The organism is Acinetobacter sp. LipI_23 (assembly GCF_058243045.1).
The window spans coordinates 280,752-294,209 of the sequence record NZ_JBZAYJ010000001.1 but is presented as its reverse complement, the minus strand read 5'-3'; the positions used below and the strand labels follow the sequence as shown (position 1 = coordinate 294,209).

At 43.8% G+C, this 13,458-nt stretch carries 14 protein-coding genes; 7 read left to right on the top strand and 7 right to left on the bottom strand.

From position 1 onward, the window contains the following. Positions 1–12 precede the first annotated feature (12 nt). Genes AC4CVD_RS01470 through coaE form a run of 3 tightly spaced genes read left to right on the top strand, consistent with a single transcriptional unit; the run spans position 13 to position 2,707 of the window. Positions 13–1,239: a type II secretion system F family protein gene (locus AC4CVD_RS01470; protein WP_004692713.1), complete on the top strand. Its 1,227-nt coding sequence runs from the start codon at positions 13–15 to the stop codon at positions 1,237–1,239. After that, on the top strand, positions 1,239–2,099 hold the full coding sequence (locus tag AC4CVD_RS01465; RefSeq protein WP_279677138.1) for a prepilin peptidase: 861 nt from the start codon (positions 1,239–1,241) through the stop codon (positions 2,097–2,099). Before AC4CVD_RS01470 ends, AC4CVD_RS01465 begins: the two co-directional genes overlap by 1 nt. A gap of 8 nt (positions 2,100–2,107) precedes the next feature. Continuing rightward, the gene (gene coaE, locus AC4CVD_RS01460) at positions 2,108–2,707 is read left to right on the top strand and encodes a dephospho-CoA kinase (RefSeq protein WP_490751808.1); all 600 of its coding nucleotides are present in this window, start codon (positions 2,108–2,110) and stop codon (positions 2,705–2,707) included. A gap of 13 nt (positions 2,708–2,720) precedes the next feature. Here the strand turns inward: coaE and AC4CVD_RS01455 are convergent, their stop codons facing one another. From AC4CVD_RS01455 to ppnP, 3 genes are all read right to left on the bottom strand, one after another. Then, positions 2,721–3,638: a DMT family transporter gene (locus AC4CVD_RS01455; RefSeq protein ID WP_490751806.1), complete on the bottom strand. Its 918-nt coding sequence runs from the start codon at positions 3,636–3,638 to the stop codon at positions 2,721–2,723. A gap of 32 nt (positions 3,639–3,670) precedes the next feature. Then, the gene (gene rlmB / locus AC4CVD_RS01450; protein WP_004692717.1) at positions 3,671–4,420 is read right to left on the bottom strand and encodes a 23S rRNA (guanosine(2251)-2'-O)-methyltransferase RlmB; all 750 of its coding nucleotides are present in this window, start codon (positions 4,418–4,420) and stop codon (positions 3,671–3,673) included. 142 nt (positions 4,421–4,562) lie between these two features. Next, the gene (gene ppnP, locus AC4CVD_RS01445) at positions 4,563–4,886 is read right to left on the bottom strand and encodes a pyrimidine/purine nucleoside phosphorylase (protein WP_004692718.1); all 324 of its coding nucleotides are present in this window, start codon (positions 4,884–4,886) and stop codon (positions 4,563–4,565) included. Between the two features lie 392 nt (positions 4,887–5,278). Here ppnP and recN point away from each other — a divergent pair, with 392 nt between their 5' ends. From recN to ruvX, 3 genes are all read left to right on the top strand, one after another. Further along, positions 5,279–6,940, top strand: a complete 1,662-nt coding sequence (recN, locus tag AC4CVD_RS01440) for a DNA repair protein RecN (protein ID WP_490751803.1) — start codon at positions 5,279–5,281, stop codon at positions 6,938–6,940. A gap of 112 nt (positions 6,941–7,052) precedes the next feature. Further along, positions 7,053–7,607: a YqgE/AlgH family protein gene (locus AC4CVD_RS01435; RefSeq protein WP_058868789.1), complete on the top strand. Its 555-nt coding sequence runs from the start codon at positions 7,053–7,055 to the stop codon at positions 7,605–7,607. Beyond that, positions 7,600–8,043 (top strand): Holliday junction resolvase RuvX, encoded by a 444-nt coding sequence (gene ruvX, locus AC4CVD_RS01430; RefSeq protein ID WP_078425752.1) that lies wholly within the window; start codon positions 7,600–7,602, stop codon positions 8,041–8,043. Before AC4CVD_RS01435 ends, ruvX begins: the two co-directional genes overlap by 8 nt. A 124-nt stretch (positions 8,044–8,167) precedes the next feature. On the opposite strand, the gene AC4CVD_RS01425 is transcribed toward ruvX, so the two are convergent. Genes AC4CVD_RS01425 through AC4CVD_RS01415 form a run of 3 tightly spaced genes read right to left on the bottom strand, consistent with a single transcriptional unit; the run spans position 8,168 to position 11,501 of the window. Further along, entirely contained in the window at positions 8,168–9,175 is a 1,008-nt protein-coding gene (locus AC4CVD_RS01425) for an HlyD family secretion protein (protein WP_010325761.1), read from the bottom strand. Between the two features lie 35 nt (positions 9,176–9,210). Next, complete coding sequence (locus AC4CVD_RS01420) at positions 9,211–9,417, bottom strand: DUF1656 domain-containing protein (protein WP_004692723.1); 207 nt, start codon at positions 9,415–9,417, stop codon at positions 9,211–9,213. 2 nt (positions 9,418–9,419) lie between these two features. Continuing rightward, positions 9,420–11,501, bottom strand: coding sequence for an FUSC family protein (locus tag AC4CVD_RS01415; protein ID WP_490753486.1), 2,082 nt, complete (start codon positions 11,499–11,501; stop codon positions 9,420–9,422). Positions 11,502–11,948: 447 nt separating this feature from the next. Between AC4CVD_RS01415 and AC4CVD_RS01410 the strand changes: the two genes are divergently transcribed. Beyond that, positions 11,949–12,719: an IclR family transcriptional regulator gene (locus AC4CVD_RS01410; RefSeq protein WP_004692725.1), complete on the top strand. Its 771-nt coding sequence runs from the start codon at positions 11,949–11,951 to the stop codon at positions 12,717–12,719. 6 nt (positions 12,720–12,725) lie between these two features. On the opposite strand, the gene AC4CVD_RS01405 is transcribed toward AC4CVD_RS01410, so the two are convergent. Continuing rightward, on the bottom strand, positions 12,726–13,358 hold the full coding sequence (locus AC4CVD_RS01405; RefSeq protein ID WP_490751800.1) for an alpha-ketoglutarate-dependent dioxygenase AlkB family protein: 633 nt from the start codon (positions 13,356–13,358) through the stop codon (positions 12,726–12,728). Between the last annotated feature and the right edge of the window lie 100 nt (positions 13,359–13,458).

Genomic DNA, 13,458 nt, shown 5'->3' with positions numbered 1-13,458 from the left:
AAGGATAAATGCATGGCTGTCAAAAAAGCACAGATGATGCCAACCTTCAATTATGAAGGGATTGATCGTAAAGGGGCAAAAATTAAAGGGGAATTGCCTGCACGTAATCTCGCCCTCGCCAAAGTTACTTTGCGCAAACAAGGGATTACCATCAAGAGTATTCGAGAAAAGAAAAAGAATATTCTTGAAGGGATAATGAAGAAAAAAGTGACCACACTGGACATCACGATTTTCACTCGACAGCTCGCAACCATGATGAAAGCGGGTGTACCGCTGGTTCAAGGTTTTGAAATTGTGGCTGAAGGCCTAGAAAACCCATCTATGCGTGAAGTTGTCCTCGGCATTAAAGGTGAAGTTGAAGGCGGTAATACCTTTGCGGGAGCACTCAAAAAATATCCGCAATATTTCGACAACTTATTCTGTTCATTAGTTGAATCAGGCGAACAATCAGGTGCGCTTGAGACCATGCTGGACCGTGTAGCGGTCTATAAAGAAAAAAGTGAATTGTTAAAGCAAAAAATTAAAAAAGCCATGAAATACCCAGCAACCGTGGTTGTGGTTGCGGTGATCGTGACCATTATTTTGATGGTCAAAGTTGTCCCTGTGTTCCAAGATTTATTCAGCTCCTTTGGTGCGGATTTACCTGCATTCACTAAAATGGTGGTAAATATGTCTGAATGGATGCAGAAATACTGGTTCATTTTGATTATTGTCGTTGGTGTTGTGATTACCGCTTTACTCGAAACCAAAAAGCGTAGTAAAAAGTTTCGTGACATGTTGGATAAAGCTGCACTGAAAGCCCCGATTTTTGGTGATTTAGTCTATAAAGCAATTATCGCGCGCTATAGCCGCACCCTCTCTACAACTTTTGCGGCAGGTGTACCCTTAATTGATGCCCTCGAGTCTACCGCGGGTGCAACCAATAACGTAGTCTATGAAGAAGCCGTGATGAAAATCCGTGAAGATGTCGCAACAGGGCAACAACTTCAATTCGCGATGCGTGCCACCAATAAATTTCCATCAATGGCCGTACAGATGGTGGCGATTGGTGAAGAATCTGGTGCGCTCGATGCCATGCTGGATAAAGTTGCCACTCACTATGAAAACGAAGTCGATAATGCGGTAGATGGATTAACGGCAATGATGGAGCCTCTCATCATGGCAGTCTTGGGTGTACTTGTAGGTGGCCTAGTAATTGCCATGTATCTACCAATCTTCCAAATGGGTTCTGTGGTTTAATGCAAGAAATAATTTCCTATCTGATCAATACTCCAATGGCGCTGTATTTCGCCGTTGGAGTTTTTAGTTTGTGCATTGGTAGTTTCCTGAATGTAGTGATCTATCGCACTCCAAAAATGATGGAACAAGAATGGCGCACCGACTGCCAACTTCTGCTTCATCCTGAACAGCCGATTATTGATGAAACGAAACTCTCGTTGAGCAAGCCTGCCTCGACCTGCCCCAAATGTAAAAGTGCCATACGCTGGTATCAAAATGTCCCTGTGATTAGTTGGTTACTGCTACGAGGAAAGTGTGGCACTTGCCATAACCCGATCAGTATTCGCTACCCTGCGATTGAACTCCTGACCGCCATTTGTGCATTGGTCGTGGTTGCAGTCTTTGGCCCAACAATCCAAATGTTGTTTGGTCTCGTACTCACTTACATTTTAATCGCCTTAACTTTTATTGATTTTGACACTCAACTTTTACCTGATCGCTATACCCTCACCCTTGCAGCTCTGGGTTTAGGGGTCAATAGTTATGCGATTTACACCACACCAACGATGGCTATTTGGGGCTATATCATTGGCTTTTTATGCTTATGGATTGTCTACTATCTGTTTAAGCTCATCACAGGTAAGGAAGGTATGGGTTATGGCGACTTTAAGTTACTTGCTGCTTTAGGCGCATGGATGGGCCCTTTGCTGCTGCCGCTGATTGTGCTACTTTCCTCTTTCGTAGGTGCCATTATCGGCATCATTCTGCTCAAAGTGCGCAAAGAAAATCAGCCTTTTGCTTTTGGCCCATATATAGCCATCGCAGGATGGATTGCCTTTTTGTGGGGTGAGCAAATTATGAAAATATATTTAGGCAATTAAAATATAATATGTCATTTATTTTAGGTCTGACAGGCGGGATTGGCAGTGGAAAATCTGCCGCAAGCCACTGGTTTGAACAACAAGGCATACAAGTAGTCGATGCCGATGTCGTTGCTCGAGAAATTGTTGCTGTAGGTCAGCCTGCACTTCAGCAAATTCGAATCAGCTTAGGCGAGTGGGCCTTACTGGACAATGGCGAACTGAATCGACGTGCTTTACGTGAACACATTTTTCAGGACCCGTCTGCCCGTAAGCAATTGGAAAAGATCACCCACCCTGCAATTCGTCAGTCCATCATGCAACAATTACAAGCTGCGACCAGCCCTTATGCGATTTTGGTTTCACCACTACTTTTTGAAACCAATCAGCATGAGCTGACACAACATACGCTTCTGATCGATGCTTCAATTGATATCCAGATTCTCCGCGCTTCACAGCGCGACCATCAAACCATTGAGCAAATTCAAACCATCATTAAAGCGCAAATGTCTCGTGAACAAAAACAAGCGTTGGCCGATGATATTGTGGTAAATGATGGACACTTGGAACACTTATACGCACAACTCAGACCGTTGCATTTAAAATATTTAGCCCATTCAGAAATCTAAAAAATGCAGTCGACTATGACTGCTTTTTTTGTTGTGCGAGTTGGGCTTTCAAACTGTCCTGCCGTATCCAACGCCACGGTTGTAAGGCCCCGATCCCCATTCCCAGAAGACCACATAAAATCGCAACACTCAAAGGTTCATTGAGCAAAGGAACCGCAATAATCGCGGCAATAAAAGGCGCCAAAGTCACAATACTGCCTGTTTTAAACGCCCCCAAACGCTTAATGGCTTCCACATAAGTGAGGGTCGCCACGATGACTACGAACACGCCATGAAATACCACCTGAGCAATCAATTGCACAGGTTGCACATGCGCTATGGTTTTGGGTAGGAATAAAACATAAATCGGCACAAAAATAATCGCAGCCCAAATCGCAACACCTGCCATGGAGTGCCATGCCGACAGTTTCCATTGTCTCAATAAAACGGTAAATGTTCCCCACAGCACAGCACTGAGAAAAAACAAGCCATCACCTAAACTAAAAGCAATACCTGTTTCTTGATACATCAGCCCACTCATGGCCGTCAGTGCGAGCAACATAATACTGAGACTGAGCCAAGTATGCCGGTCAAACGGTTGTCGAAATAGCAGATAAGCTGCAACAGCTGTACAAAGTGGAATGCAGCCATTGAGAAAGATCGCAGCATGTGCCGCAGGCACATAATGAAAAGCGCTATAAGCGGTGATGCAGTAGCACACCCCTCCAATCATCGCCAAAATAAAAGGCTCTTTCTTCCACAAAAAGGCGGTATCTTTTTTATAGATCAAGATTGGCATTAAGATGCAAAACGCCAACAGAAAACGTAAGGCGGTAATATCCCACGCACTAATACCCCAATTGGCACTGAGCCGCGCCGTTAAGGTAAATCCCCCCCAAATACACATGGTGATGGCAATAAATACATAGCCTTGTTTTTGAGGGGTCATCATTGGGCTTACATTGAATCAGGAATTAAAAAATCTTAGACATTACGTTGACGGCATGCTTCATACAAAGCCATACCCGTTGCTACACTGACATTCAAACTTTGTAGATTTCCTGCCATCGGAATATAAACCGTTTGATCGCATTGAGACTGGGTAATGGGACGCAGACCAGTATCTTCAGCACCCATCACCACACATACAGCCGTTCCAGTAAAATCGAACTGTTGTAGCGGCAAGGCTTTTTCATCCAACATGGTACCGACCACACGCACATTAAACTCATCTTTAATTTGCGCTAAAGTCCGAGCCAAATTGGTCACTTGGATAAATTTAACTTTTTCAGCACCACCTGCCGCGACTTTGCGCGCGGTCGGGGTCAAACTTGCAGAACGATCACGAGGCACAATCACGGCCTCAACGCCCATTGCAGCCGCGGTACGGATACATGCGCCGAGGTTATGCGGATCGGTGACTTGGTCTAAACCCAGCAATAAACAATTTGGAGATTGTTTCAGTAAGGCTTCTAAATCTTTTTCATTGAAAACTGGATTAGGTCGAACTGCAGCCACGACCCCTTGATGGAACGGTAAGCCAGCCATTTTTTCTAATCGATCACGACCGGTTTGTTGTACGCTAATACCAAACGGTTCAGCCAACTCAAGTACACGCTTTAAACGCTGATCATCACGCCCTTTTAAGGTAAAAAGCGTCAGTACGCGTTCAGGTTCAAGTTCCAACAATGACTCCACCGAATGAACGCCATAGAAATATTCAGGTTTAGCCATGTAGGACCTCTAAAAAAATAAATGACCATCGACACGATGTGCCAAAATAAAAATCCTGTAAAGCTGACTTTACAGGATTGCTGTGCGACGGATAGTTTAACCGATTTCGCTTGAAATTACTTGGCGAGTATCGGTTGAAAGCTTAGCCTTCTAAATGGCACACGTAGTCCAACACTTCGTCGGTTTCAATTTTAAAACGACTATTACCAGGCACATAAAAAGACTGACCCGCGCGGAACAATTCGCTCTCTTCACTGTCTGCAATTTGTACACGGCATTCGCCTGAAATAATTTCCATACGCTCTGCCACATGTGTTTCAAACGTCAAAGCTTGCTCTGTCGGAAGAATGACCCCTAACGTTTTTTTAGTGCCATCTTCAAATTGCACAGTATGACTGATGCATAAACCGCCAAAATAAACATTGGATTTTTTAATGACAGAGACATGGTCGAACTGAGTTGACATGCGTACACTCCAGATAATGCGCATTTATATTCGTATTGATTCGCTAGTTTAAAGATGTGCGATTAACTAATCAATCGATGTTTTATTCCCCTCAATCAGTATTTTGTTAAAGTCCGACCATCGTATAATTGCCTCACTTTCTAGCCTATTTTGGCGTGTTTTTTGCCAATGCGATCCGTTCGCTGAGTCGTACTCTTTCTGTATACATCGCATACCCACATGTTTGTGCTGAGTTTGCTATAACAGTCGGATTTAAAAAAATCTGCTAGGTCGACTTTCAGATTCACGTTAAAATAAGCCGACTTTGCACAAAACGAATAGCGTTGCCGTCTTGTCGGCTGAATAAAACTTCACTATCTTAAACTAAAACTTTTCGCAGCTCGGATGCGTTTATGCTGACACATTTAACTTTAATTAATTTTGCTTTAGCCGATCACTTAGCACTTGATATCGATCAAGGTTTTAATGTCCTGACTGGGGAAACAGGTGCAGGCAAATCATTATTGCTAGATGCACTGTCCGCCTGTCTGGGAGAACGTACCGACACCAACTATGTCCGTTTCGGTTCAGACAAAGCCGATGTCACGGCTATTTTCAGCTATCAAGAGCACAGTCCTGAAGCCTCATGGTTAAAGGCACATGAGTTAGATGATGAGTCAGGAGAAATTCATTTAAGACGGGTTATTTTTGCCACTGGCCGCAGTAAAGCATGGATTAATGGTCGTCCGAGCAGCTTAGCTGAATTGAAAGAAATCGGGCGTTTGCTGGTACAACTGTATAGCCAACACAGTCAACAACAGCTATTAGAACCACCTTATCCAAGACGCTGGTTAGACCTCTATCATAACTTCTACCCAGAAGCGCAAGCTGTGCGTGAAGCCTATAGCACATGGCAAAAAGACATTCGTCAGCACCAAGCCGCATTGGATGCTCAAGCCACGCGTAAACAACGTATGGATACTTTGAATTTACAATTAGAAGAACTCGAAGATGTGGTGCAAATCGACTATAAAGAGATTGAACAAGAGTTCGACCGCCTGTCTCATCATGAAAATATCATGCAGGACTGTAGTTATGCCGTGACGGCCTTAGATGATGCTGAACAAAATATTAATCAAGAAATTTCCAGTATTATTCGCCGCTTAGAGTCACATGCTGGACGCAGTGAACAGTTGGCCGAGATTCATACGTCTTTGCTGAATGCACAAAGTGAGCTTGACGATGCCACGGCCAATCTACGTCAGTTTATTGACCGTCAAAGTTATGACCCAGAACGCATGGAAGAGTTGAACACCCAGCTTGAGATGTTCCACCGTTTTGCCCGTAAGTACCGCACGCAGCCAGAACACTTAAAACAAGAGCATGAACAATGGCAATCTGAACTGGCACAGCTCCATTTATTAGAAGATCCAGAAACACTAGCTGAGCAAGTTGAAGTCTCGCATCAGGACCTGTTAAATAAAGCCCAGTACCTTGACCAAATTCGTCGCGATGCAGCCGCACCATTGGCAAAACATTTAACCGAACAGGTCAAACAATTGGCTCTGCCTGAAGCGCACTTTGAGTTTAAGTTTGAACCAATGGAGCAGGTTTCTAGTGAAGGCCTAAGTTTTATCCAATTACTGTTCACCGCCAACAAAGGCATCCCACCGCAACCATTAGCCAAAGTTGCCTCAGGGGGGGAGTTGTCACGTATCGCGTTGGTGATGCAAGTGATGAATGCTGAAAAAACTGAAGCTGAAGTTTTAGTTTTCGATGAAATTGACGTCGGTATTAGCGGTGGCACAGCCGAAATTGTCGGTCGTCTCTTGGCCGACTTGGGTTCGCATGTGCAAATTCTGTGTATTACCCACCAAGCTCAAGTTGCAGCACAGTCCGACCAGCACTTGTTGGTGAAAAAACGTCAGACCGACCCTGCCAGTAGCACCATTTTAAACTTAGAAGAAGATGAGCGTATCGATGAACTCGCACGCATGACAGGCGGCGTTGAAATTAATGACACCACGCTACAACATGCCAAGCAGTTACGTCAGTTGAAGTTTCAATCTGCCTAATTTATGTAGACTGGATCACAAAAAAAGATTTGGAGAAAGTGCATTAGTCTAGTAACGTGGTAGAGAACAACATTTGACTAGAAGCATTTTAATTTCAAGGAGAAGCCTTTAGGTGAGCAAACAATATCTGACGCATCGCTGTCTCATTGCCCCACCCGATATGGCAGATGAAGTCTTTGCCCATACCGTGATTTATTTGGCCCGACACGATGAGGAAGGTGCTCAAGGCATCATCATCAACCGCCCCTCAGGACTTTCAGTCAAAGAACTGCTCAATGATCTTGAAATTGAAGCCGATCACGTACGACCACACGATGTTCTCCAAGGTGGGCCTTTGCGTCCAGAAGCTGGCTTTGTCTTACATACGGGCCAGCCGACATGGCACTCTTCCATTGCGGTGGGGGAAAATATCTGTATCACTACCTCTAAAGATATTCTAGATGCCATTGCCCATAACGAAGGTGTGGGTCGTTATCAAATTGCTTTGGGTTATGCCAGCTGGACCAAAAACCAATTGGAAGATGAACTCGCTCGTGGTGATTGGTTGGTCTGTGATGCTGATATGGATTTGATTTTTAATATTCCTTATAACGACCGTTGGGATGCTGCCTATAAAAAGCTCGGGCTGGACCGAACATGGTTGTCTTCTGAGATTGGACATGCCTGATTTAAACACACCTCAAATGATTATGGCATTTGACTTCGGTACACAAAAAATGGGCATGGCTGTCGGTCAAGCGCTGATTGAAAGTGCAACGCCCTTGGCTTTATTTCCAATGAAAGATGGCATCCCCAACTGGGATGAACTGCATAAAATTATTAAACAATATCAGCCCAATGTATTTTTAGTCGGTTTACCACTCAATATGGATGATAGCGAGTCAGAATTATCTGCTCGAGCACGTAAGTTCGCACGTCGTTTACGCCATCAAACCAATATTGAAACATGGATGGTGGATGAACGCTTAAGTACTCGTACAGCCCGTGATGAGCTGAGCCATTACCATGCGCAAGGCCGAGGCAAAAAAGTTTCTGCTGATAGTCTTGCCGCAACATTATTTATTGAAAGTTGGTATCGCAATCCTGAAGGTCTAACACCTTAAGTAAGCCTTTCTTAAAACAGATGACATGGTTTTTATGACTGGAGTCGGATCTCAACACATCAAATAGCGTTCAAAAAAAAGCATCCTCATTGGATGCTTTTTTTTGAAATGAACAGAGCTCAATTTAGTGCTGTGACTCGGTAATATGTACTGTTACGGTTCGCCCCGCGACAAAGGCCAATTCATTTTTCGGAATATCATCCAGTGCAATTTTCACAGGAACGCGCTGCGCTAAACGTACCCAACTAAAGGTTGGATTTACATTGGCCAACAAACCTGTACTTGTAGTTCGTTCACGATCTTCAATGCCTGAAGCAATCCCCTGCACATGTCCTTTCAATATGTTTGAGTCCCCCATCAACTGTACAGTAGCGGGCGCACCCAAATATATTTTATTTAACTTGGTTTCTTCAAAATAACCGACCACATAAAGCTGCGAGCGATCTAATAGCGCCGCTACCGCTTGTCCCACTTTGACATAATTCCCTGCTTTCATCTCAAAATTAGACAGTGTGCCATCGGCTGGTGCTAGGACTTCGGAACGGTTCAAGTTTAATTCAGCCAAATGTAAATTACTGGTGGCTACATCGATTAACGCCTGTTGCTGCGCAATATTGGCTTTGGCCTGCTGAATCGCCGCTTGCATTTGTTCATGTTCGGCATGTGATTGATCTCGTACGGCAAACATCTGATCTTGTTCTTGCTTTGATATAGCACCATCCATCAAATTGGCATAGCGTTCTGCATTTTTATCGGCCAAGTGACTATTGGCTTGTGATTTGGTCAAATTGGCTTTGCTTTGAAATAGCTCCGCTTCGGCAGCAGCCAAACTGGCTTTAGCTTTAGCCAAGTCTGATTTGGCTTGTTCCACATCAAGCGCCTGACGCGCCACATCAATTTTAAACAGCACCTGCCCTTGTTTGACGCTTTGATTATCGTGCACTAAAACTTCCGTGACTAAGCCTGATACATCGGAAGACACTTGAATCACATCGCCACGAACCCGCCCATCACGTGTCCACGGTTCAGCATTATAATAATGCCAAAGATGCACGAGTACCGCGATCGCGATACCCGCAATCAGCACTAAAGTGATGGGACGGCTCAGTTTACGCCAATCAAAGGATGCCATTTCTTTTACCTCATTCATTTCAATCAGATGTGCGCTTAGGCAAAGCTCACGATAAAACCCCAATGGACTACGCCAAGCACAGTAATGTAGAGGCATAAATAAAAAATACTGGGTAAAAAAATCCAGCCTTTGTCGACCCAAGGATCGGTCACCCGCATGAGTAACCGTAATACGATGTAGGCCAATACCGCCTGAATGACCAAAACTGGCACATACACACCATAGATATTAAGTTCACCCATCGTTATGCTCCCAGCAAACGGACTTGAGACATTTCGTCCCATGTCGCATGACAGAGACTGCTTTGAATATTATTCAGTGAAACTTGCAAACGCCGAGCAATGCTTAGGTCTTGCAGCTGTATAAGCTCGGCCTGAATGATCTGAATTTTGTCCAAAATGTGTTGTCTGACCTGTAGGTCGCTATGGTCTAATTCTTTAGCGTGAAAATAAGCATCCATTTGGCTTTGTAGTTCTTGTAGATGCAGCGTGATAGAGGCCTGCATAGGCATTTTTTCAATCAGTTCTTGCACCCGAGTTAAATCAATCACTGCACTGGATTCAATCAGGGCCAAATTGATTTTTTGCTTCAAGCGATCGGACTGTACTAACTTGGTATTCAGTACGCCTATCCGATCCAACATACTGCGCAAATGCACTCTAAATTCCACCCCATAAGGCAAGTAAAGCGCTTGTCGTATCGCTTTATAATGTAAAGACAAGATTCGCTTGGCAGTAATATCCGGCGACATCGCACGCACCAAGTGAATCACATAGACAGAAATGATGGGGCCAAGCACCGTCCCAATCGATGCATCAAAAAACATCACTTGATCAAGGTGATAACGGTTTTGCAGGTTTAAGCCCATGACCACACCCATTATCAAAGGTAGCGCTAAACCTGTGAGTGGTGGATGTAAAAACAGCATCAGACAGTACATACAAAAAGGGGCCAGCACCACAGCCAACATCCAAAAAGCACTAATGTGCGGAAAGATGCCATAAGCATAAATAAAGACAATAATCGCCGCATATAGACTGGCACGGATAAAGATTTTTAAGGCAGGAACAGGATTGTCCATGCTGGTCAGAATACAGGCACAAATAGCGGCCATCTCTGCCATCATAAAACCCGCTTTCCAACCACTGACAATCCAAAAGCCAGTCGCCACAAGCACCACAATAAAAGCTGAAATGCCGCCACGCACGGCTACGCCATGATCTCGATGTAAGTTGGGATAGTTTGTACTAATCGGGGTCACGATTGCGGGTAAGTTGTCATCCCCCTGTTGGATACGCTGCCAAATCAACTTAATAGCACGTATATTTTGGGTGAAATGACGCACATCCATTTTTAAACTGGCCAACATGACTTGCTGCTGTGGCAAGGCACTATCAAACACGGCTTGAAAACTCGACTCAAACTGCTCAGGTAGCTGGTTTAAGTCCTGCTCTAAAATGACCTGATCACTTTGTAAAAATTTTACAATCTGTGCGTGCGCCTTTTCTAAAGCTGGACGGTAGCGTGAGTCAATGTGATCTAACTGCTGAATTCGCTCGGCCATGGCCACCAAGTTTGTCACCAACATACTGAGTTGATGCAGCATTTCTTGGAGCGGTTTGGTCATGCCCTGCAAGGTCGATTTTTCATAGCTCAAGTGCACGGCCATCACATGAATATCGGCAATATCCCGCGTGATATGACTAAGCGTAGTGCTGTAATTAATGGCCTTAACATCATCTGTCAGGATCTGATCAAAAACCGCTCGGGTGTCTTGAAAAGTCTGTGAAACACGGGTTTTGACTACGGGACCAATATGCATGGGAAACAGTACCGCATTCACCACTGCACTACACAGTACTCCCACCGTGATTTCAATACAGCGACCAATCGCCATATCAAACATAGAAGTGGTTTCAATGTTATAGACAATGTTGTAGCAAATAATGACCGTGGTATAGCCCGCCAACATAAAAATATAGCTACGCGGCGTCCGATCCAACAATGAAAAATATAGACAAAACCCGACCCATGTGGCTAAAAATAACGTGAACAATTCTGGAGTGTTGATCAGATTTGGCGTGACTGCAATCGAAACAATCGCTCCCAGCAACGTTCCCAATACCCGATAAAGACTTTTTGAGGAGGTCATACCCGCATATGGGTTTGCGATGACGAAGACGGTTCCAATCGCCCAAATGGGATAAGCTAAATCTAATGAAAATGCGACATAAAGTGAAAGCATGCCTGCCAAAAAGGTTTTCGTCGCAAAAATCCAGTCCAATTTATTTGGACGGAATGCGAGTAACTGTTTGGTGAGGAACATAAATTCATCTCTAAATGCGCTGAATGACAACATTTAAACAATTCTTCCACACAGCATTGCTCAGACAAACAGCATCACTTCGTCCTCACCTCATGCGAAGACGGATGAAAAAATAATTCAATAAATGAAGTCTTTTACAGACATGGTCAAAGACAGCGCCATGTTGAAAGGAAAGAAAATAGCTCAACAAATAACAAAAGCATTATTCATTAAAAGACATTTACAATGATAATTTTTCCAAAAATATGAATTTTTGTCAATTAAAATATCTTAATATGATAATTTACATTTTTTTAAGATCATATTTCACCCCTTTTATTGCGTTACAAATGCTGATAAAAGTCCACGAAAGCCATGCGCTCAGAACGAAAGCCATGTCGAGTCTAGGGTTTTTGTTATATAGTAACTGTCGTTCAAATGGCTTTTATTTTGACTAAGTAGGTTCTTATGGCACTTTCAAGTTTCGGTAAAATTCTCACTGTCTTAGACCTCTTTTCTGTGTCACGCCCGATTATCAATGTCGATATCATCAGTGCCGAACTGGGGCTATCACAGCCCACCAGTTACCGTTACTTAAAGGAATTGGTATCCGCAGGACTTTTACAGCGCTTAAGTGGAACCAGCGGCGACTATACTTTAGGCTCTCAAATTGCTGTGTTGGACTATATCTCTCGAACCACAGACCCACTCTTACAAATCAGTATTCCTTTTATGCAAGACATTGTTGAGCGAACGGAGTTTTGCTGTATCCTCACCCAGCTCAACGCAGAACACTGTATTGACCTATATGGTGAAGTCTTTAAAGACCTTGAGTTATTTTCTTATGGGCGTGGTTGCCCACGTCCCGTGTATTTGGGTTCATCGCCTAAAGTGGTGATTTCACAGCTCAGCAAAGCTAAAATTATTGAATATTATCAAAAATTTTCGGCTCAGCTGGCCGAGGTCAATTTTGCTGCGAGCCAAGATGAATTTTTACAGAAAATGAAAGCCATTAAGAAACAGGGCTATTATTTTTCCAATGGCGAGTTCGACCCCAACCTTGCCAGTCTGTCTGTACCAGTCAAATTTTCACCCAAAGATACACCGTTGGCACTGACCTTATTGGCTTCGAAAAACCGGTTTGAATTTGTGGATCTGAAAAAAATGGTTGAAATATTAAGACATAGTGCCTTACAGATCGAACAGAAATGCCATCTGCTGCATAATATTGAAGCTTAATTATACTTAGCGTTGAAGCGTTGGATAGAAATAGCGAAAGGTTAAATTCAGACGCGGCTCAGTGATTTTACTGGATTTCATCAAAGCATGTTTCCAGTAGCGCTGGGTCTGTCCACGCATCACGATCAATTGCCCGCTGTGCAACATCAGCTCGATTTTCTCTGGTTTAAACTTGTGCTTAAAGCAAAACTTACGGGTTGCACCAAAACTGAGTGAGGCAATCACCACATTTTCTTGCTGCGGCGAACGTAGTGAAGGCTCATCATCACTATGCCAGCCCACGGCTTGGTTGCCATTTTCATATAAATTAGCTAGGCACGAGTTAAATGGATGTCCCTCCAGTTGCTCAATATGTTGTTTTAAACGAAACAAAGCTGGATTCCATAACAGTGCTTGCTTGGCACTGCCCGAATAATGATATTGGTACTCGGCATCGCCATACCACACCACTTTTCGTTCTGTGACATAACGTTTGCCATACAGTACGACTTCGTCAGGTTGCCATGCCAAATGTGCTAAAAAATAATCCAAATATTTCGCACTTTGCTCTGCCGTTAAAATCAAGCCCAAGTCCTGCACCTGCCCATCGAATGGGAGCAAGTTTGCTTGCGGTTCAGGACTAAACAGATCTAAGGTCATGACTTTTCCTCCTCTGCAAACAGTTTAACTGAATTCAGAGCGACACAAATCAAAACAAAGTCACAGCTTATCGCCTAGCATCCTTATGCATACACTCATG